The sequence below is a fragment of the Ohessyouella blattaphilus genome (assembly GCF_024721265.1).
Lineage (GTDB): Bacteria > Bacillota > Clostridia > Lachnospirales > Lachnospiraceae > Aequitasia > Aequitasia blattaphilus_A.
Genome location: NZ_JAMXOC010000006.1, coordinates 25,845 through 47,698, shown reverse-complemented (window position 1 = coordinate 47,698; position 21,854 = coordinate 25,845). Strand labels below are relative to the sequence as shown.

Genomic DNA, 21,854 nt, shown 5'->3' with positions numbered 1-21,854 from the left:
GACTGGATGATTGAATTTAAAAATGTTTTTAAAGCATACAAAGGAAATGAAGTTATCTCTGATGTCTCTTTTGAAATTAAAACCGGAGAGTTCGTTGTTATTATTGGAGCGAGTGGCTGTGGAAAAACCACGACGTTAAAAATGATTAATCGTCTGATTGATCCTACAGCCGGACAAATCTTAATTGATGGAGAAGATATTAGTAAAAAAGACCTGATAAAGATGAGAAGAAAGATGGGTTATGTTATTCAGCAGACGGGGTTGTTTCCCCATATGTCGATAAAGGATAACATTGAAATTATCCCTAAGGTCGAGAAATACGAGAAGGCGGATATTCGCAAAAAAACCTACGAGTTAATGGAAATGGTAGGGTTAGATTGTGATGAGTTTTTAGATCGTTATCCGGCCGAATTAAGCGGAGGTCAACAGCAGCGTGTCGGTGTAGCAAGAGCCTTTGCAACGGATCCGGATGTAATTCTTATGGATGAGCCTTTATCTGCACTTGACCCAATTACGAGAATTGGATTGCAAAATGAACTGGTCGAACTGCAGCGGAAGTTAAAAAAGACCATTGTTTTCGTTACTCATGATATGGATGAGGCGATAAAAATTGCGGATAGAATCTGCATAATGGATAAGGGGCATATTGTTCAGTACGATACGCCGGAAAACATCCTAAAGCACCCGGCAAACGAGTTTGTCTCGGAGTTTGTAGGCAGAAAAAGAATATGGGCGTCTCCTCAGTTTATTAAAGCGAGAGATATTATGGAAGAGGACATTATTACGGCAAATAGTAGTCTGTCTCTTTTTAAAGGCATGGAAATAATGCGTAGCGTCAAAGATGACGCTTTGATGATTGTCGAGTCAAAAACCGGGAAATTACAGGGAGTTTTGTATGCGCAAAGTATTCCCTTTGATTTGGACCGCGCCTTGCCGATAGCGCAAGCAATGGAAACGGACTACTTTTCGGCACATCCGGATGAAACGATCTTGCAGGTGTTAAAGGCGGTTATGAAAAATGATATCCCTAGTGTTCCGGTAATCGATGAAGAAGATAAACTCTTAGGAGTGATTACAAAAAGTACGTTGATTACGACGTTAAGCCAGCAGTATATGAAAGAGGAGGTGTAGAATGGGTTTTATTGATTATGTAGTAATGAACCGAAACCAGATTTTAGCACTTCTCTTAAATCATATACAGTTAACGGCAATCGCCGTCGGCCTTTCGCTGCTAATCGGTGTCCCTCTTGGGATTTTGATTTGTTATGTGCGAAAATTAAGTAAGCCAATTATTGGTCTGGCCAATGTGATTCAGGCGATACCGAGTATGGCGATGCTAGGATTCGCCATTCCTTTTTTGGGAATTGGGACGTTACCAGCGGTAATAACCGTCGTTCTCTATTCCTTGTTGCCAATTATAAAGAATACCTATACTGGGATTGCCAATATCGATAAGGATATGGTGGAGTCTGCTCGGGGAATTGGACTTACAAAGTTTCAAATTCTGACAAAGGTGCAGATTCCCATCGCTCTTCCGGTTATTATGGCTGGAGTTCGTATTTCCGCAGTTACGGCGGTGGGTATGATGACAATTGCGGCCTTTATCGGTGCCGGCGGTCTCGGTTACTTGGTTTTTTCTGGCATTCGTACCGTAAATAATAACCAGATATTAGCGGGAGCCATTCCTGCCTGCTTACTGGCGCTGTTTGTGGATTATCTAGCTGGATTAGTAGAGAAAATCGTGACGCCAGTAAGTCTCCAAAATTCTGAAAGTACGTCACTTGCAGGGATTAAAAAGCGAAGAAAGCATCAAAAGATAATTCTTGCGACTTTTGTTTGTGTAGTAGCTGCCCTTTTCGTATATACGGGAATTACTTCTAGCCAAAAGAGTGATAAGATGATTACAATTGCGGGTAAAGATTTTACGGAGCAAAGTATTCTAACGCATATGCTTGCCGATATGGTTGAAGATCGTACGGATATTGAGGTGCGTAGAGAAAGTGAGCTGGGGGGAACCCAGGTGTGTATGGGGGCGTTAAAAACAGGCGAGGTTGATCTTTATATAGAGTATACGGGGACGGCCTATGGCGATACCTTAAAGCATCCCATGTCAAGCGATATGGAGAAAGTATACAATACGGTCAAAGAGGAGTTTAAAGAGCAGTTCGATATTGAAGTCTTAGAGCAGATGAAATTTAATAATACGTACACCCTGGCTATTCGACCGGATACAGCAGCCGAGTATAATCTAAAGACGATTAGTGATTTGGCAAAGGCTTCACCGAATTTTACATTTGGTGCAACTTTAGAGTTTTTGAATCGTAGCGATGGTTTCCCTGGTCTTTCTGAAGTGTATAATATTAATTTTAAGGATACAGTGGGGATCGATGGCTCGCCTAGGTATACGGCGCTCGTTAGTAAAGAGACAGATGTTGTAGATGCTTTTGCGACGGATGGTCTTATTAAGAAATTTAATCTTCAGGTGCTAGAAGATGACAAAAATTTCTTCCCGCCATATTATGCAATTCCTGTGGTTCGCAGCGAAATCATAGAAAAATATCCGGAAATACAAGAACCGATAGATGAGCTGCGCCAAGTACTGACCGACGAGGTGATGATGGAACTTAATTACCAGGTGGATGAATTGCAAATGACTCCACGAGAGGTTGCGAGAGAATTTTTAAAAGCGGAGGGTCTTTTATAATTTTTTGTGAAAATGTACCAAATATAAAAAAGATTATTGGATGATTTCCTGATATTGACATTGAAAATCATCGCTCGTATAATGAGGGTAGTTACTTAACAGAGACGAAGAGATGAGTGACTTTTACCAAGGCTTGGTAAAAGTTGCTCTTTTTTTGTTCAAAAAAAGGAAAAGATGGAGGTATTACAAAATGGGATACGACATTAATGAGTTTGGATTGGATTTCTTTGAAATCAAAGGGAAGAATGTAATTATTACTGGTGGAAACAGTGGCTTAGGCCAAACTTTCGCTTTGGCTTTAGCAAAAGCAGGTGCTAACATTTTCTGTGCTAGCTACGTGGATGATGACGGAACCACGAGACAATTGATCGAGGGTGCAGGAGTTCGTTATGAATTTATGCAGGCGGATATCTCTATCAAGGGTGTCCCGAAGACGATCGTTGAAAACTGCGTGGAGAAACTCGGGAGTGTTGATATCTTAATTAACAGTGCGGCTATCTGTAATATTAATGACGTCTTAGATTTTGGCAGAGAGGACTGGGATCCGATGATCGCCATCAATCTTACAGCTTCTTTTGAGCTTAGCCATGAGTGTGCAAAATATATGATTCCGCAAAAGAGTGGGAAAATCATTAATATTTGCTCGCTATTCTCTTTCTTGGGTGGTTTGGGATCACCAGCTTATGCGGCAATGAAACATGGACTGACAGGACTTACCAAGGCTTATGCAGATGAGCTCGGTAAATACAATATTCAAGTAAACGGCATTGCTCCTGGATACTATGCAACAGATATTACGGTGCAGACGAGAAGCAACCCAGAGACGAATAAAAAGGTCTTAGATCATATTCCGGCTGAAAGATGGGGCGAAAGACAAGATTTAATGGGCGCTTGCGTATTCCTTGCCAGTAAAGCATCAAATTATGTAAACGGAACCATGCTAGTTGTTGATGGCGGCTATCTAGTGCGCTAGGAAACGATAAATAGGGAAAGGTACTAAATAAATGAGCGAAAAATATATTATCGGAATTGACGAAGGCTCGCAAAGCGCAAAAATTTTAATCTTTGACACCAAGGGAAGAGTAGTATGCGAAGGAAAAGAGGCTCTACGTCCTTATAATCTTCCAAAGGTGGGTCATGTTGAACATCCGGACGATGACTGGTGGACGGCTATCTGTGTGGCTGGGAAAAAGTGTATGGAGAACTTTAAGGGTGACGTCAAGGATATCATCGGCATCGGCCTTTGTACAATTCGCTATTGTCGAGCTTATCTGAAAGCGGATGGAACACTTGCGCAGCCAGCCCTAAGTTGGATGGATGTAAGGGTTGCCCAGCCTTATGAACACACGAATGAAGACGTGAAATACATTGTTGCTTCTTCAGGATACATTACCCACAGACTGACGGGAGAGCGAAAAGATACAGTCGCAAACTATGAAGGAATGTGGCCAATTGATATTGATAATTGGAAATGGTCAGAGGATAAGACGGTATATGAAGCCACAGGAATGCCAAGGGAAATGCTATTTGATTTGGTAATGCCAGGCGATGTGCTCGGATACGTTACGAAAGAGGCAAGTATGGCTACAGGACTTCCCGAAGGGCTTCCTGTAGTGGCAACCTCTAATGATAAGGCAGTCGAAGGACTGGGTTCAGGATGTGTGGGTGAGACCACGGCATGTGTATCATTAGGTACGTATACGGCAGCGATGATGGAGGGCAAAGAAAACTTAAAGGATACAAAAGCTGTCTGGCCGAAGTTTTCATGTATTCCCAATAAATACCTTTATGATAGCAATGGGATTCGCAGAGGAATGTGGATGATTAGCTGGTTTAAAGATATTTTGGGCGAAGGATATGAGATCGTTGCAAAGAACAAAGGTTTATCCCCAGAAGAGTATCTCAGCGATGAAGCCGAAGCGGTTCCCGTTGGCAGTGATGGACTGATGATGGTGCTAGATTGGCTAGCACCAGTGGATGCTCAGTACAAAAAAGGTATTATGATTGGCTTTGATGGCCGTCATACGAGAGGGCATATGTACCGTTCTTTATTAGAAGCAGTTGCCATGACAATGAAGCGTCACGTTGATGATATGACGGATGAACTGGGTGTGGAATTAGAGCGTATCATTATTACCGGTGGGGGCTCTAACAGTGATTTGTTCATGCAGATATTTGCCGATGTATTTGGTATTAGCGCTGTTCGAAATGAAGTAAACGGCGCAGCTGGGCTTGGCTCAGCAATTTGTGTGGCCGTGGCTTGTAACGTGTATAAAGATTTTGATGAGGCCATTGCAAATATGGTGCGGATTAAGGATAGCTTTACCCCAAATGCAGAAAATGTTGCAATGTATGGACGCATAAGGGAGGTCTATGATGATATCACAGGATATACAGACCCATTACTCAAACGAATGCACGAAATCTTCGAATAGAAAACCGCTTATCCTTATTACCAATGATGATGGAATTCATTCACCGGGAATTCAAGCGGTGGCAGAGGCGGTTGTGGATTTAGGAGAGCTTTTGATTATTGCCCCAGATAGACAGCAGACCGCTATGGGACGTTCCTTTCCTAGGTCAGCAACGCAAGGTGTTATCAAAGAAGTTATGCTGATGGTAAAAGGCAAAGAAACAGTCGCGTATTCAATATCGGGATCACCGGCATATGCTGTAGCTCACGGGGTCTTGGAATTAGCCAAGTGCAAGCCAGACCTATGTATTAGCGGCATAAATTATGGTGAAAACTTGGGGCTTCTCTTAACTTGTAGCGGTACTTTAGGGGCGGCGATGGAAGCGAATTCTCACAAAATTCCCGCCTTGGCGTTTTCTCGTGAAGTAGAGGTGAGCCAACATCTTCTTTCTTCCTATCCAGAATTTTCTTGGGAGAAAGAGAGGGAGGTAGTGCGCTTTTGGACAGAGAAAGTTCTAAAAGAGGGCATGGTAAAGGATGCCAGTATCCTGAACATAAATATACCTCGTACGTTTTCATCAGCTGAGGAGTATTCGCTTACCAGACAGGCGAAAGAGAATTACTTTGAGTTTATCCGTCCTCCAAAGCGTGATTTCGAAAAGCCCTATGAGTTGAAGTCACAGCGACTGATTAGAAAAGAACGGTTAGATAAAAACTCGGATATCTACGTATTTGCAGTAGAAAATAAGATATCAGTAACCCCTTTAACATGGGATTTATCGGTGTGAGGGCGAGGAAGTAGCAAGGCAAGCGCCTTGCTATTTCTGCGTTATTACGCTATAATCCGAGAGTAACATTAGTCATGCATCTCCGGTTGCGGAGAGCAAAAACTTTGGAGGAAAGAAAAATGAATAACGCGAAACAAAAGACACAGATCACGCAGATGACACAGTTGGCACTTCTTATTGCGATTTTGGCAATACTGACAATCACCAATTTGGGATTGATCCCGATAGGTGCCGTATCGATTACGATTTTGCACATTCCCGTGATTATCGGTTCGATAACTATGGGACCTAAAAATGGTGCATTCTTAGGTTTGACTTTCGGTATACTATCTATGCTTAATGCGACCTTTAGAGGGGTTACGCCTGTAGATTTAATGTTTACCCCAGCCGCTAGCGGGATGCCGGTGCAATCGATTGTTATGTGTATTGTTCCCCGGGTGTTGTTGGGAGTGATTCCTTACTTTTTACTTCTCTTTTTTGAGAAGATCATTAAGAAAGACTTTGTTGCGATTGCTCTTAGCGCGGCGATTTCTACGGCACTACACACGATTATGGTACTAGGGTGCCTATACTTTATGTTTTTTGATGAGATGAGTATCATCGATTCGGTTAAAAGCATTTTTATGGCAGTGGTGGCGACCAACGGTTTATTAGAGATAGTGGCAGCCGTCATTATCTGTAGTGCGGTATGCGTACCGCTTCGGAGATTTTTAAATAAGAACAGCTAATAATAGGTGATGATATATGAGAACATACAAATTAACCATTTCTTACGATGGCAGCCGCTATCAGGGATGGCAGCGCCAAGCAAACACCGATAATACGATTCAGTATATCTTAGAGCGCAGTATCGGTAATATGGTGGGATACCGCGTCCGGGTGCAAGGCTCAGGGCGTACGGATGCTGGTGTGCATGCCAGGGGGCAAGTAGCTAGCGTCCAGCTTTCTAAGCTCTACGATGTGGAAGAGCTAAAAAGTACCATCAACGGTTCCTTGCCGGAGGATATTCGGATTGTGGATGTAGAACTAGTCCGTAATGGGTTTCATGCCCGGAAGAATGCCAAGGCCAAGAAATACGAGTATTATATAGATTGCCGGGAAAAACCAGATGTTTTCTCCCGGAGATACTGCTTCCACTACCCGGAAAAGTTGGATATTGAAGCTATGAAGGAAGCCAGCAATTATCTGCTAGGTACGAAAAACTTTGCTAGCTTTACCGATAGCAAAGAAGATAAGGATATGGTACGTAAGATTCTCAAGATCAAAATCATTAGCAACGGCGAAAAGGTGCGAATTACCTACTATGGATCGGGATTTTTGTACCATATGGTGCGGATTATCACCGGTACTCTCTTAGAAGTTGGCGCCGGTAAGCGAAAGGCCAGCGATATGAAACGGATTTTGGCAAGCAAGGACCGTCAGACGGCAGGTTTTTTGACACCGCCGCGGGGGTTGTTTTTACGAAAAGTATATTACTAGAAGGAGGTTGCCGGATGAGATTTATTTCATGGAATGTGAATGGGATTAGAGCTGCAGTTGGCAAAGGTTTTCAGGAGTATTTTGAAGAAATAGATGCCGATATCTTTTGTCTGCAGGAAACGAAGCTACAAGCAGGACAGATTGAATTAGAGCTTCCCGGTTATTTTCAGTACTGGAATTATGCCGAGAAAAAGGGGTATTCGGGAACGGCGATTTTTGCAAAGAAAGAGCCGCTAAGTATTACCAAGGGAATCGGCATACCGGAGCACGATACCGAGGGCCGGGTAATTACCTTAGAATATGAAGAATATTATTTCGTCACCGTGTATACGCCTAACTCGCAAACGGAGCTTAAGCGCCTGGATTACCGGATGCAGTGGGAAGATGATTTCCTAGCCTATCTAAAAGATCTAGAAAAGAAGAAACCGGTGATCTTCTGCGGCGACTTAAATGTGGCGGCTGAAGAAATCGATTTGAAGAACCCTAAGAACAACCGAAAGAACGCTGGTTTTACCGATGAAGAACGGGATAAGTTCAGAATCTTAAAATCATCTGGTTTTATTGATACTTTTCGTTACTTCTATCCGGAGACGGAAGGCGTCTATTCTTGGTGGTCATACCGCTTTAACGCCCGTAAGAATAACGCTGGGTGGAGAATTGACTACTTTATGGTATCGGAAAGCTTAAAGGATAAGCTACTCGATGCGAAGATTCACACGGAAGTACTTGGTTCCGATCACTGTCCAGTGGAACTGGATATCAGTTTATAAAGCAGTTTATAAAGACTAGAAAAGCACTAGAGCCTTTAAGAGGGGTTCTAGTGCTTTTCGCCGTTTTGATAGTCCTCTAGTATTTCCTGATTCACTTTCAAAACGTCTAGTGCCAGTTCTCGCGATGAGAGAAGCTTTGCGTCAGCGCCGCGGATAATCAGCTGCTCCATAGCATCGGAGGTGGCGACGGTGATATCGTATTTCTTTTTATTGGTGTGGGCGAAACGCTCAATATAAGCATCCGCAGTTTCCGCTTCCTTTGTATAGACTACGTGCAGGTTGTGGTAATCCATTTCCCGAACCTGACCACCAGCTACTCGGTAGGCATCGAAAACCACAATTATTTGCCATCCTTTAATCGCCTGATAGTTACAGAGAATATCTAATAGTTTATCTCTGGCTGCCCCAATGTCAGTAGCGGCTAGGGCTTTTAAATCGTCCCAGGAATAGATGACGTTGTAGCCGTCTACCAAAAGATAGGCATCTAGCTTTTTCGGAGCTTTGATTACTCGCTTTACCGTAGGGAGTGGTTCTCGTTTTTTTATCTTTCGCCCAGTGTCGCTTTTCTTGTTAGCGCCAGAGGTGCGGGAAATAATGGCTTCGATTTCCTCAGTACCAATTACCAGTTCGTCAGTAGTTCGGCTTGTGGGAGAGGTTTCTTCTGAGAGGGCGACCGCGGTTTTTTTCTCATATGCCGGTAGGTGCATGTGCTCTTTTACCTGATCCCAGGGAACGGTAAAGCCGGCACCGTGGCTACAGAAAACGGAGCCAGTAGGATTTTCTAAGTCTCGCTCAGGAGAATACGTGCTAGCCTTTAGAACCTCTTCCTGATTGTGGCAAGGCTCGTATCCTTTTAGCGTACAGAAGAATTTGCCCAAGCCCTTGGTAAAGGAGGTGAACTCCTGGGAAAAGTCCGTCATCATCTGGACAGGGGCGCGGCCCCAAAACGCGCCGATATCCTCTGTGATTTCGGGACCGGTAAAGCTGCCGTTTCTTTTTTCGATCTCTGCAATCACCCGGCCAATGGACGCCAGTGGTACTTCGATTTGGAATTCATAATAGGGCTCTAGAAGAAGACTACTGGCCTCCATGAGCCCTTGGCGCAGCGCCCGGTAAGTGGCTTCACGAAAGTCACCACCCTCGGTATGCTTTGGGTGCGCCTTGCCAGCTATGAGCGTGACCTTTAAATCGGTAACCTCGGCCCCCCAGAGGACACCCACAGGGGTCTTTTCTTCAAGATGCTTCATAATCTGTCGCTGGTAGTGAGGGGCTAAGAGGTCTTCGCTACAGGCGTTCTCATATATCATACCGCTACCAGGAGGGCCGGGTTCTAGAAGCAACTGCACCTCGGCGTAGTGGCGTAAGGGTTCAAAATGACCGACGCCGTAGACCGTGTCAGCAATCGTTTCTTTATAAATAATTTGGCTGCTGATAAAGTCCACATCTATACTTAGGCGGTCTTTAATTAGCTGCTTTACAATTTGCAACTGCACCTCACCCATAATCTGGACTTGGATGCTTTGCAATTGTTCGCTAAAGGTAATCTTAAGGGAAGGGTCCTCTTCAGCAAAGGGCTGTAACCTGGGCAGTAACTCGTGGACGGAGAGGCCGTCGGGGATGACCATCTGATACGTTAAGACAGGGGCTAGTAGAGGCTTTTCTAAGCGCTGTTCCCGCCCTAGGCCTTGTCCTGCGAATGTTTTTTCTGGGCCGGTTACGGCACAGATGTCGCCTGCTACGACAACGTCCCGCACCAGATACTTTTCACCGGAGTATTGGCGAATCTGATTGACCTTTTCGGTGGTGGTAGGGAGTACGTCCTTTACGCGCAGGCATCCACCGGTAATCTTGAGATGAGTTAAGCGCCCGCCTTTTTCATCCCGGGTGATTTTAAATACCCTAGCGCCGAATTCTTTAGGATACGCTCTCATGAGTGCGTATGTCTCTAGTCCCTTAAGTAGTTCTGCCACTCCCACAAGTCCCAGGGCAGAGCCAAAATAGCAAGGAAAGATGCGACGAGCGGCAATGGCTTTGCCGATATCTACAGGGCTTATTGCTGCGGTTTCGAGAAACTGATCTAATAAATGTTCGCCGCAGAGGGCGATTTCTTCGTAGAATTCAGGGGAAGTGGTGAGCGTAAAGTCGATAACCTCAGAGCCCCATTGGTTTTTAAGCTCTTCTAGGCGCAGCTGCTTATCCGTTCCCGCTTGGTCCATCTTATTAACGAAGAGAAAGGTGGGGATCCGATACGTTTCTAAGAGCTTATATAGCGTTAAAGTATGTCCCTGTAGACCGTCGGCGCCGCTAATGACGAGGACGGCGTAGTCGAGAACTTGAAGTGTGCGCTCCATCTCAGTAGAAAAGTCAACGTGCCCTGGGGTATCTATAAGAGTTATCTCTATGTGCTCGGTAGTTATTTTGGCCTGTTTAGAAAAGATGGTAATTCCCCGTTCCTTTTCAAGGTGAAAGGTATCGAGGAAGGCATCTTTATTATCCACGCGGCCGATGGCTTTCAGGTTACCACCAAAGTAGAGAAGCGCTTCTGAAAGGGTGGTTTTCCCGGCATCGACGTGGGCTAGAATACCGATACTGATTTTTTTCATAAAAGTCCCCCGTCCATATTGATAACCTGGCCAGTTAGGTAAGTTGGCGAGGTAAGGATATGGTAAGCCATCTGGGCGGCTTCTTTAGAGGTGCCGAAGCGGCCAGAGGGGATCTCGTCCATGAGCACCTGGCGTTCTTCCTCGTTAAAGGTGGCATTCATCTTGGTCTCGATAACTCCTAGACTAAGAGCGTTCACCTGGATGTTACAAGGGGCTAATTCTTTGGCCAAGGCTTTCGTAAGACCATCGACGCCGGCCTTAGAAGCGGAGTAAGCGACCTCACAAGAAGCACCCACTAGTCCCCAGATGGAAGAGATGTTCAATATTCTTCCGGCTTTACTATGTACCATTTGGGGGATCACCTCACGGCAGCAGTAGAAGACCGAAGAAAGGTTGGTGCGAAGAAGCGTATCCCACTCCTCATCTGTCATTTCCGATAAGAGCCCTAAGTGACTAATACCGGCGTTATTGACCAGGAGATCCACTTTCTGGTGACGCGCATTTATTTGGGTGAACATTTCTTTAACGGCGGCAGGGTCGCCGACGTCAGCCAAATAGCTTTCCCAGGTGGCACCGGGAAGGCTTTCTATTTTCGCTGCTACCGCGTTTAGTTCGGCAGCAGAGGTTTTGCAATTTATAATTACGTGATAGTTATTTTCTGCGAGAAGTAGAACGATCTCTTCCCCGATTCCCCTAGAGGAGCCGGTTATTAAGGCGACTTTTTTATTCATAATCCGCATCCTTTCTGTGTCTTTAGGTAAGGGTACTATATATTTTGAAAGCTTGTCAATGTAAGGGGGAAAATACGGTGGACTTATTCCCGTAATTTTGTTACCCTTTTAAGGTAAGGGTTGGCTAGTAGTGGAAGGAGAAGAGCGAGAATGGTCGATAAAGCGATTGAATTTGCGACGAAAGCTCATGCAGGACAGTTGCGGAAGGGTACAAGTAGACCTTATATCGTGCATCCGGTGGAAGTAGGGGACATCGTGGCAACGATGACGGATGACGAGGAGGTGATTGCGGCGGCTATTTTACACGATACGATAGAAGACTGTGAGGCGGTTACCGAGGATATTCTCGAGGAGCAGTTTGGCAGTCGGGTGGCGAGTATCGTCGCGCAAGAAAGCGAGGATAAGTCAAAGTCCTGGCTTGAGCGTAAGACCGCGACGATTGAGCATATGCGACACGCTCCTATTGAAGTGAAGATGATTGGGCTAGCGGATAAGTTATCAAATATGCGGGACATTAACCGAGATTATCCGGTTATCAAAGAAGAGCTATGGACCCGCTTTCGGATGAAGGATAAACAGACCATCGGTTGGTATTATAAAGGGGTACGGGATGCTCTTGCCGATACCTTCGAACACGAAAAGGCTTACCAGGAATACTGTGAATTAGTAGAAAAGAATTTTGGGTAGGGGGATGAGATGGTTATACAAGGATTACAAAAGACCACGCTACTAGATTATCCAGGGAAGGTGGCTTGTACGGTTTTTACCTCGGGCTGTAATTTTCGCTGTCCTTTTTGTCACAACGCTTCTCTAGTGATTGGGACCCATCAGTATAAGAAGATTCCTGAAGAGGAGTTTTTTGCTTTTTTGAAAAAGCGGCAAGGAATTCTGGACGGCGTTTGTGTGACTGGGGGTGAGCCCCTTGTCCATCAAGACATTAAAGAATTCATTCAGAAAATTCGCCAGCTGGGATTTCTGGTAAAATTAGATACCAACGGCAGCTTTCCCAAGATGCTCTCTCAGCTTCTTGAAGAGAAGCTAGTGGACTACGTGGCCATGGATATAAAAAATTCTCCGATTAAATATGCAGAGACGATTGGCGTTCCTGACTATAACACCGCGGCGATTGAAAAAAGCATTCGTATAATTATGAACTCTGAGGTGGATTATGAGTTCCGGACGACGGTGGTTCAGGAGTTTCATACGAAGGCGGATTTTGTGGAAATAGCTCGCTTGATTAAAGGGGCAAAGGCTTATTATTTACAACAATACGTCTCTTCAGAGGACATGATTGTCTCTGGTTACCACAGCTATGATGAGAAGATAATGAAGCAAGCCCTAGATATTGTGGCCAGCGAGGTAGAAGTCGCGAAATTACGCGGTTTGTAAAAATAGAGAGAGAAGAACAACACAACATGTTGTAATGATGCATAATTATGCTTACAACATGTTGTATTTTTTATTGATTTTTACTAAAGGTTATGATACGATAGCCCTACAGCGAATTTTAATATTTGAAAGGGGGATTCATATGTATCAAGTAGTAAAACGTGACGGAAAAGTTACGGAATTTAACATTGCGAAGATTGCCGCGGCGATTGCGAAGGCCTTCGACGCACAAGAGAAGGAGTATAACCAGGACATTATCGATTTGTTAGCCCTAAAAGTAACGGCGGATTTTGCGCCAAAGGTTAACGATTCCTTGGTTGCCGTTGAGGATGTTCAGGACAGCGTGGAGAATGTATTAATTAAGACGGGGTATTCAGACGTCGCCAAAGGATACATTCTGTATCGTAAGCAGCGCGAAAAGATTCGTAATCTGAATACGACCATGCTTGATTATAAAGAGATTGTTAATAGCTACGTTAATGTTATGGATTGGCGGGTGAAGGAGAATTCTACCGTTACCTATTCTGTAGGGGGGCTCGTTCTTAGCAATTCAGGAGCGATTACAGCGAATTACTGGTTGACGGAGATTTATGATGACGAAATTGGCCAAGCGCATCGCGATGCGGATATTCATATCCATGATCTTTCGATGCTGACTGGTTACTGTGCAGGCTGGTCGCTTAAGCAGCTGATTACCGAAGGCTTAGGAGGGATTGTTGGCAAGATTACCTCGGCGCCAGCGAAGCACTTAGGCGTTCTTTGCAATCAGATGGTTAACTTTTTAGGAATTATGCAGAATGAATGGGCAGGGGCCCAGGCGTTCTCTTCCTTTGATACTTATCTGGCACCGTTTGTAAGAGTGGATAACTTAACGTATGAAGAGACGAAGAAAGCTTTAGAGGCTTTTATTTACGGCGTTAACATGCCATCAAGATGGGGCACTCAGGCACCTTTTTCCAATATCACGCTAGACTGGACAGTGCCAGGTGACCTAGCCAATTTACCGGCTATTGTCGGTGGCAAAGAGATGGACTTTACCTACGGCGATTGTAAGCGTGAGATGGATATGGTCAACAAAGCCTTCTTAGAGATTATGATCGAGGGCGATGCCAATGGCCGCGGCTTCCAGTATCCTATCCCGACCTATTCTATCACTTCAGATTTTGACTGGTCGGATACGGAAAACAACCGGATGCTTTTTGAAATGACATCCAAATACGGAACTCCGTATTTTTCTAACTATATCAATAGCGACATGGAGCCTAGCGACGTGCGCAGTATGTGCTGCCGTTTGCGTCTCGATTTACGGGAACTCCGTAAAAAGTCAGGTGGCTTCTTTGGTAGTGGGGAAAGTACCGGATCCGTCGGTGTGGTTACCATTAACCTTCCGCGAATTGCGTACCAGGCTTCGAATAAAGAGGACTTTTACAACCGCTTGGACCGCCTGATGGATATTTCGGCAAGAAGCTTGCATGTAAAGCGCCAGGTTATTACCAAGCTTTTAGAAGAAGGGCTTTATCCATATACGAAACGCTACTTAGGTAGCTTTGATAACCATTTCTCTACCGTGGGCTTAATCGGTATGAACGAAGTGGGCCTTAACGCTAGCTGGCTGAGAAAGGATATCACTCATAAAGAAACCAACGAATTCGGTAAAGAAGTCTTGAATCATATGCGTGAGCGTCTAGCGGATTACCAAGAAGAATACGGCGAGCTCTTTAACTTAGAGGCGACACCGGCAGAATCTACAACGTACCGCTTTGCAAAGCATGACAAGAAACGCTACCCAGAGATTATCACCGCCGCCGAAAAGGATAATACACCGTACTATACCAACAGCTCTCACTTGCCGGTAGGCTATACGGATGATGTCTTTGAAGCCTTGGACTTGCAGGACGAACTGCATACCCTTTATACTTCAGGAACGGTTTTCCACGCCTTCTTAGGGGAGAAGTTACCATCTTGGAAGTCGGCAGCAGCGCTTGTTAGAAAGATTGCCGAGAATTATAAGCTACCTTACTATACGCTGTCACCGACGTATTCTGTGTGTAAGAATCACGGTTACTTAGCCGGTGAAGTGTTTACTTGCCCACATTGTGGGGAGACGGCAGAGGTTTACAGCCGGATTACCGGCTATTACCGTCCGATTAAGAACTGGAACGATGGTAAGAGTCAGGAGTATAAAGATCGTAAGACTTATAAAGTAGATACTGCCAATATGAAGGTTATCTTCGGTGAAAAGCTACTAGAAGCAGGTGCTAATAAAGAGACAGAAGCTTCTACTTTGGCAGAGGGAACGTATCTCTTTACCACTAAGACTTGCCCGAACTGTGCGACGGCGAGAGGAATCCTCGACGGCGCTGGTATCCGTTACCAAACGATAGATGCGGAAGAGGAAAAAGACTTAACGAAGAGTCTCCGGATTATGGCTGCGCCCACTCTTGTAGTGGTAAAAGACGGCCAGATGAACAAATACAGTAACGCTTCACAGATTAAAGAATTTGCTGAGAGTGTGACTGTCTAAAAATGTTGCCAAAAGGTGCCCCGATTTGGGGCGCCTTTTCTACGTCTAGAAAGGCAACTTCTTGTTGGTTCGAATTTCGCTCTGTGATATACTAAAGGGTGAGTAAAGTGTAAGCAGAAAGGGTAAAAATATGCCAAAAAGAACAGATATCCACAAAATAATGATAATCGGCTCGGGTCCGATTATTATCGGACAGGCTTGTGAATTCGACTATTCCGGAACACAGGCGTGTAAGGCACTCAGAAACTTAGGTTACGAAATTGTCCTGGTTAACTCTAATCCGGCTACGATTATGACGGATCCTGAGACCGCGGATGTAACCTACATCGAGCCTCTTAATGTTACCAGATTAGAACAGATTATCGCTAAGGAAAGACCAGACGCCTTATTGCCGAATCTAGGCGGACAGTCAGGTCTTAATCTTTGTTCGGAACTAGCGAAAGCCGGCGTCCTCGATAAATATGAGGTAAAGGTAATCGGTGTTCAGGTAGATGCGATTGAACGCGGCGAAGACCGAGTCGAGTTTAAGAAGGAAATGGATAAGCTAGGTATTGAGATGGCCAAAAGTGAAGTGGCCTATTCCGTGGAAGAAGCTCTCGCCATTGCCGAAGAGTTAAGCTATCCCGTGGTTCTGCGTCCAGCCTATACGATGGGTGGTGCTGGTGGCGGTCTCGTCTACAACAAAGAGGAGCTTAAGACGGTGTGCGAACGCGGCTTAAAAGCCAGTCTCGTGGGCCAGGTGTTGGTAGAAGAATCGATTCTTGGCTGGGAAGAGCTAGAGTTAGAGATCGTTCGGGACAGCGAGAACAATATGATTACCGTTTGCTTTATCGAAAACATCGATCCTCTTGGAGTACATACGGGAGACTCTTTTTGCTCAGCGCCTATGCTGACCATTGATGAAGCAACACAAAAGCGCTTACAAGAACAGGCCTATAAGATTGTCGAATCGGTAGAAGTTATCGGCGGTACCAACGTTCAATTCGCCCACGATCCAAATACAGGTCGAATTGTCGTTATTGAAATCAACCCTCGTACTTCGCGTTCATCAGCTTTGGCTTCAAAAGCAACGGGCTTCCCGATTGCCCTTATTTCGGCCATGCTTGCGAGTGGCTTAACCCTTAAGGATATCCCTTGTGGCAAATACGGGACGCTAGATAAATACGTACCAGATGGCGACTACGTAGTGATCAAATTCGCTCGCTGGGCTTTTGAAAAATTCAAAGGCGTAGAAGATAAGCTGGGCACCCAGATGCGAGCGGTGGGTGAGGTTATGAGTATCGGTAAGACCTATAAAGAAGCCTTTCAAAAGGCGATTCGCTCTCTCGAAAACGGCCGTTATGGCTTGGGAAATGCAAACGATTACCGGGACCGCCAGAAGACAGAACTTTTGCAGATGTTAAATGAGCCAACTAGCGAACGTCACTTCGTGATGTACGAAGCTTTGCGAAAAGGGGCAACGGTTGCCGAGATTCACGAGCTTACCAAGGTCAAGGCTTACTTTATCGAGCAGATGCAAGAACTGGTAAAAGAAGAAGAGGCGCTAGCCGCCCAGAAAGGTCAGCTACCAGCCGATGAAGCTCTCATTAGTGCTAAGAAAAACGGCTTTGCCGATAAATATTTAAGCGAAGTTCTCGAAATTCCTGAGCAGGATATTCGGGAAAAGCGCCTAGCGCTTGGGGTAAATGAGGTATGGGAAGGCGTTCACGTTAGCGGCACAGAAGATAACGCTTATTACTATTCGACTTACAACGGCAGCGACCAGAACCCAGTTAGTAATAGTAAGCCCAAGGTAATGATTTTAGGTGGTGGTCCGAACCGGATTGGCCAAGGTATCGAGTTCGATTACTGCTGTGTTCACGCTTCCCTAGCCTTAAAGAAGTTAGGCTTTGAAACGATTATCGTCAACTGTAATCCAGAGACGGTATCCACGGATTACGATACCTCTGATAAGCTGTACTTTGAACCTTTAACGGTAGAAGACGTTTTAAGTATCTATAATAAAGAGAAGCCGGTCGGAGTTATCGCTCAGTTTGGTGGCCAGACACCTCTTAATATCGCTGGTGAATTAGAGGCTAACGGGGTGAAGATCTTAGGAACCTCGCCAGCAGTTATCGACTTAGCAGAAGACCGTGACCTCTTTAGAGAGATGATGGATAAGCTAGAGATTCCGATGCCGGAATCAGGAATGGCAGTAAATGTGGATGAAGCGTTAGCAATTGCTAAAGAAATTGGTTATCCAGTAATGGTGCGTCCTTCCTACGTCCTCGGTGGTCGCGGCATGGAAGTGGTATATGACGATGAAAGCTTAAAGAGCTACATGGCGGCGGCGGTAGGTGTGACCCCAGATCGTCCGATTCTCATCGACCGTTTCCTAGCTCACGCTCTTGAGTGTGAAGCGGATGCGATTAGCGACGGCGAGCACGCCTTTGTGCCAGCGGTTATGGAGCATATTGAATTAGCAGGGGTGCATTCCGGCGACTCAGCTTGTATTATCCCTTCCCTTCATATATCGGAAGAGAATGTAAAAACCATTAAAGAATATACCCGTAAGATTGCAGAAGAGATGCATGTTAAGGGACTGATGAATATGCAGTACGCCATCGAAAACGGTAAGGTATATGTATTAGAAGCCAATCCCCGAGCATCTCGGACGGTGCCTTTAGTATCTAAGGTTTGTAACATCCAGATGGTGCCGCTAGCAATCGAGATTGTGACGTCAGAGTTTACGAAGAAACCATCACCAGTAGCGGATTTAAAAGAAAAAGACATCCCTTACTACGGCGTAAAAGAAGCGGTCTTTCCGTTTAACATGTTCCAAGAGGTGGATCCTCTTTTAGGACCAGAGATGCGCTCTACCGGTGAGGTCCTAGGTCTTTCACATTCTTACGGCGAAGCATTCTTTAAAGCCCAGGAGGCAACCCAGTCTATGCTACCGCTTTCGGGAACGGTGCTAATCTCTCTTAATAAGAAGGACAAGGAAGATAAGGATGAAGTTCTAAAGATGGCAAGAACCTTAAAGGAATCGGGATTTGCAATCGTAGCCACCGGCTCTACTTGTGAGATGCTTAATGAGGCCGGCTTGGAAGCGAACAAGGTGAAGAAGCTATACGAAGGCCGCCCGAATATCTTAGACTTGCTGACAAATGGTAAAATAGACTTGGTGGTGAATTCGCCATCAGGAAAAGAAAGTATTCACGACGATAGTTATCTGCGTAAGGCAGCAGTTAAGGGAAAAGTCGCTTATGTGACGACGCTCGCAGCCGCTGTAGCAGCCGCAGAAGGTATCGCTTACGTTAAGAAGAATGGTACGGATACGGTGAAATCCCTGCAGGAGTACCATCAAGAAATTAAAAATAAATAATAAAAAGAAAGAAGGTAGTTAATATGACAAATCCAGTAGTAACGATTGAAATGGAAAACGGCGACGTAATGAAAGCAGAGCTTTATCCAGAGATTGCTCCAAACACGGTAAGAAACTTTATTTCCTTAGTACAAAAGGGCTTTTATGATGGTCTGATTTTCCACCGGGTTATCAGTGGCTTTATGATTCAAGGTGGAGACCCAGATGGCGTTGGTACCGGTGGCCCAGGCTACTCCATTAAAGGCGAGTTCTCTCAGAACGGCTTTGCCAATGAGCTAGTACACGAAAAGGGAGTGCTTTCCATGGCACGCTCGATGCATCCAGATTCCGCCGGCTCTCAGTTCTTTATTATGCATGAAAATTCACCACACTTAGACGGAGCTTATGCGGCTTTCGGTAAGGTTATCTCTGGTCTTGAAGTGATTGATAAGATTGCCGCGACGCCAACGGGAATGCAAGATCGCCCAGTAACGGATCAAGTAATTAAGAAAATGACTGTAGATACGGCTGGTGAGACTTACGAGGAACCAGAAAAAGCATAAAGGTATAAACGAGGAGTGCGGTGATGGCAGAGATGATTAGAACCGAAAATCTGATTTTTGATTACGATAAGCGAGACGAAGAAGGTAACAAAATCGGTAGTTTTCGGGCCCTTGACGAAGTGAATATAGAAGTGGAAAAAGGGCAGTTTATCGCTGTTTTAGGCCACAATGGTTCGGGTAAATCAACCTTTGCCAAGCACATCAACGCGCTTCTTTTTCCAACTGGAGGTACTATCTTTGTGGGTGGTTACGACACTAAGGAAGATGCCCACTTTTGGGATGTACGCAAATCCGCCGGTATGGTTTTTCAGAACCCTGACAACCAGATTATCGGGACGGTGGTAGAGGAAGATGTAGGGTTTGGCCCTGAGAACCTTGGTGTTCCCACCGAAGAAATCTGGAAACGGGTGGAAGAGAGCCTAAAAGCGGTGGGGATGCTAGAGTATCGCCAGCAATCCCCGAATAAGCTCTCCGGTGGACAGAAGCAAAGAGTGGCTATCGCTGGCGTGGTGGCAATGGAACCACAGTGTATCGTTTTAGACGAACCGACAGCGATGCTAGACCCAGTTGGCCGAGGGGAAGTCTTAGCGGCAGCGCTAAAGCTTCGTCAGGAAAAAGGTGTTACGGTTATTCTTATCACCCACTATATGGACGAAGTGGTAGATGCAGATAAGCTTTTTGTGATGAGCGAAGGCAAAGTGGTTTTAGAAGGGACGCCAAAGGAAGTGTTTTCACGAGTGGAAGATATGCAGAAATACTGTCTTGACGTACCCCAAGCAACGCTCTTAGCTCACGAACTTAAAGAGGCAGGGCTAAAAGTCCCAGCAGGGATTCTGAAGAAAGAGGAATTGGTGGAGGCGCTATGCAAATTAAAGTAGAAAATCTTCAATATGTATATAGCCAAGGCACCGCTTACGAAAAGCAAGCGCTGCGAGATATCAATTTTGAAATTGGCGGCGGCGAGTTTATCGGGATTATCGGTCATACCGGTTCTGGTAAATCTACGCTGATTCAGCATCTAAATGGCCTGATTAAGGCTACCAGCGGTAAGATTCTCGTCGATGGTGAAGATATATATAAAGACGGTTATAATTTTAAGAACCTCCGGAATAAAGTGGGATTGGTTTTTCAGTATCCGGAGCATCAGCTCTTTGAAGAGACGGTTTTAAAAGATGTGTGCTTTGGTCCGAAGAATCAAGGGCTTACGGAAGAGGAGGCTTTAGAAAGAGCCAAGGCTGCCCTCGCTTTAACCGGCTTAGCCGAAGAGTTCTATGAGGCGTCACCCTTTGAATTATCCGGTGGACAAAAGCGCCGAGCTGCCATTGCTGGTGTGCTAGCGATGGAGCCAGAGGTACTGATATTAGACGAGCCAACAGCCGGTCTTGACCCTGCTGGTCGGGACGATATCTTGGAACAGATTGCCCATTTGCAAAGAGAACGCCAGATTACGGTTATTCTGGTTTCTCACAGCATGGAGGACATTGCTAAGTATGCCCAGCGTCTAATTGTAATGAATAGGGGGAAGTTACTTTTTGACGATACCCCGAAAAAGGTATTTACCCATTACCGTGAATTAGAGGAGATTGGACTTTCGGCGCCTCAGGTTACGTATATTATGCATGATTTACAGGAACGAGGCTTCGGTGTATCCGCCGAGGCGACCACCGTTTCGGAAGCGGCAGCAGAGATTATAAAGGCATTGGAGAAAACCCATGATTCGTGATATCACTATTGGTCAATATTATCCAGCAAGGAGTATCTTGCACCGCCTTGACCCCCGGGTTAAGCTGGTGTGTACTTTTTTGTACCTAATTTCTCTGTTTTTATTTAAAAGCATCCCTGGCTACGTAGTCGCCACGATTTTCTTGGTATCGATTATCAAACTATCAAAAGTTCCCTTCTCTTACATTATGAAGGGACTGCGACCAATTCTGATGTTGCTGATGATTACGGTTATCTTTAACCTTTTCCTAACAAGGGAAGGGGATGTTTTGTTTAGCAAGTGGATCTTTACCGTTACGGCCGGCGGCCTGAGAAATGCTGTCTATATGGCGGTGCGCCTTATCTATCTGATTTTAGGGTCTTCGCTAATGACGTTTACCACCACTCCCAACGAACTGACAGATGGGATTGAAAAGCTGTTTAAACCGTTACAGAAAATCAAACTACCGGTTCATGAAATGGCCATGATTATGTCCATTGCTCTTCGTTTTATTCCGATTCTCCTAGAGGAGACGGATAAGATTATGAAGGCGCAAATCGCCCGGGGTGCAGACCTTGAGAGCGGCAATATCATTCAGAAGGCAAAGGCCATGGTACCGGTCTTAGTCCCTCTCTTCATTTCCGCTTTTCGCCGGGCCTCAGATCTGGCGATGGCAATGGAAGCCCGGTGTTATCACGGCGGCGAAGGGCGGACGAAGATGAAACCGCTACGTTATAAAAAAAGAGATTATCTTGCCTATGGCGTGATGATCTTTTACGTGACTGCCGTCTTCTTTATCGGTCGTTACGTGCCCTTTAAGATATGGATTTTTTAGGAGAAGTAAG

At 45.2% G+C, this 21,854-nt stretch carries 18 protein-coding genes; 16 read left to right on the top strand and 2 right to left on the bottom strand.

Annotated features, from left to right (window positions below; genetic code table 11):
* Nucleotides 1-6 precede the first annotated feature (6 nt).
* The 8 genes from NHH16_RS05915 to NHH16_RS05880 all read left to right on the top strand — a co-directional run bounded on the left by NHH16_RS05915 (nt 7) and on the right by NHH16_RS05880 (nt 8,154).
* A complete protein-coding gene (locus NHH16_RS05915) occupies nt 7-1,131 on the top strand; it encodes a betaine/proline/choline family ABC transporter ATP-binding protein (protein WP_262068668.1) in 1,125 nt (374 codons plus the stop codon).
* A 1-nt stretch (nt 1,132) separates the two neighbouring features.
* Nucleotides 1,133-2,704, top strand: a complete 1,572-nt coding sequence (locus NHH16_RS05910; protein WP_262068667.1) for an ABC transporter permease/substrate-binding protein — start codon at nt 1,133-1,135, stop codon at nt 2,702-2,704.
* Nucleotides 2,705-2,894: 190 nt separating this feature from the next.
* Complete coding sequence (locus NHH16_RS05905; RefSeq protein WP_262068666.1) at nt 2,895-3,677, top strand: SDR family oxidoreductase; 783 nt, start codon at nt 2,895-2,897, stop codon at nt 3,675-3,677.
* A 31-nt stretch (nt 3,678-3,708) separates the two neighbouring features.
* Nucleotides 3,709-5,139: an FGGY-family carbohydrate kinase gene (locus NHH16_RS05900; RefSeq protein ID WP_262068665.1), complete on the top strand. Its 1,431-nt coding sequence runs from the start codon at nt 3,709-3,711 to the stop codon at nt 5,137-5,139.
* Nucleotides 5,078-5,905, top strand: coding sequence for a 5'/3'-nucleotidase SurE (surE, locus tag NHH16_RS05895; RefSeq protein WP_262068664.1), 828 nt, complete (start codon nt 5,078-5,080; stop codon nt 5,903-5,905). Before NHH16_RS05900 ends, surE begins: the two co-directional genes overlap by 62 nt.
* Before the next feature lie 119 nt (nt 5,906-6,024).
* Nucleotides 6,025-6,633: an ECF transporter S component gene (locus NHH16_RS05890; protein ID WP_262068663.1), complete on the top strand. Its 609-nt coding sequence runs from the start codon at nt 6,025-6,027 to the stop codon at nt 6,631-6,633.
* Nucleotides 6,634-6,649: 16 nt separating this feature from the next.
* Complete coding sequence (truA, locus tag NHH16_RS05885) at nt 6,650-7,384, top strand: tRNA pseudouridine(38-40) synthase TruA (protein WP_262068662.1); 735 nt, start codon at nt 6,650-6,652, stop codon at nt 7,382-7,384.
* Between the two features lie 14 nt (nt 7,385-7,398).
* Nucleotides 7,399-8,154, top strand: coding sequence for an exodeoxyribonuclease III (locus tag NHH16_RS05880; RefSeq protein ID WP_262068661.1), 756 nt, complete (start codon nt 7,399-7,401; stop codon nt 8,152-8,154).
* A gap of 47 nt (nt 8,155-8,201) precedes the next feature.
* On the opposite strand, the gene NHH16_RS05875 is transcribed toward NHH16_RS05880, so the two are convergent.
* Together NHH16_RS05875 and NHH16_RS05870 are read right to left on the bottom strand one after the other, a co-directional pair.
* The gene (locus NHH16_RS05875) at nt 8,202-10,757 is read right to left on the bottom strand and encodes a translation factor GTPase family protein (protein WP_262068660.1); all 2,556 of its coding nucleotides are present in this window, start codon (nt 10,755-10,757) and stop codon (nt 8,202-8,204) included.
* Nucleotides 10,754-11,488 carry an SDR family NAD(P)-dependent oxidoreductase gene (locus NHH16_RS05870; RefSeq protein WP_262068659.1) on the bottom strand — a complete coding sequence of 245 codons (735 nt, stop codon included), beginning with the start codon at nt 11,486-11,488 and terminating at the stop codon, nt 10,754-10,756. The genes NHH16_RS05875 and NHH16_RS05870 overlap by 4 nt, the downstream gene beginning before the upstream one ends.
* Nucleotides 11,489-11,638: 150 nt before the next feature.
* Between NHH16_RS05870 and NHH16_RS05865 the strand changes: the two genes are divergently transcribed.
* From NHH16_RS05865 to NHH16_RS05830, 8 genes are all read left to right on the top strand, one after another.
* A complete protein-coding gene (locus tag NHH16_RS05865; RefSeq protein ID WP_262068658.1) occupies nt 11,639-12,175 on the top strand; it encodes an HD domain-containing protein in 537 nt (178 codons plus the stop codon).
* A gap of 9 nt (nt 12,176-12,184) precedes the next feature.
* Nucleotides 12,185-12,877 carry an anaerobic ribonucleoside-triphosphate reductase activating protein gene (locus NHH16_RS05860; RefSeq protein WP_262068657.1) on the top strand — a complete coding sequence of 231 codons (693 nt, stop codon included), beginning with the start codon at nt 12,185-12,187 and terminating at the stop codon, nt 12,875-12,877.
* Between the two features lie 142 nt (nt 12,878-13,019).
* A complete protein-coding gene (locus NHH16_RS05855) occupies nt 13,020-15,401 on the top strand; it encodes a ribonucleoside triphosphate reductase (protein ID WP_262068656.1) in 2,382 nt (793 codons plus the stop codon).
* 130 nt (nt 15,402-15,531) lie between these two features.
* A complete protein-coding gene (gene carB / locus NHH16_RS05850) occupies nt 15,532-18,765 on the top strand; it encodes a carbamoyl-phosphate synthase large subunit (protein WP_262068655.1) in 3,234 nt (1,077 codons plus the stop codon).
* A 23-nt stretch (nt 18,766-18,788) separates the two neighbouring features.
* Nucleotides 18,789-19,307 (top strand): peptidylprolyl isomerase, encoded by a 519-nt coding sequence (locus tag NHH16_RS05845; protein ID WP_262068654.1) that lies wholly within the window; start codon nt 18,789-18,791, stop codon nt 19,305-19,307.
* A 23-nt stretch (nt 19,308-19,330) separates the two neighbouring features.
* Nucleotides 19,331-20,185, top strand: coding sequence for an energy-coupling factor transporter ATPase (locus NHH16_RS05840; protein WP_262068653.1), 855 nt, complete (start codon nt 19,331-19,333; stop codon nt 20,183-20,185).
* Nucleotides 20,170-21,030: an energy-coupling factor transporter ATPase gene (locus NHH16_RS05835; RefSeq protein WP_262068652.1), complete on the top strand. Its 861-nt coding sequence runs from the start codon at nt 20,170-20,172 to the stop codon at nt 21,028-21,030. Before NHH16_RS05840 ends, NHH16_RS05835 begins: the two co-directional genes overlap by 16 nt.
* The gene (locus tag NHH16_RS05830; protein WP_262068651.1) at nt 21,020-21,844 is read left to right on the top strand and encodes an energy-coupling factor transporter transmembrane component T family protein; all 825 of its coding nucleotides are present in this window, start codon (nt 21,020-21,022) and stop codon (nt 21,842-21,844) included. The genes NHH16_RS05835 and NHH16_RS05830 overlap by 11 nt, the downstream gene beginning before the upstream one ends.
* Nucleotides 21,845-21,854 lie beyond the last annotated feature (10 nt).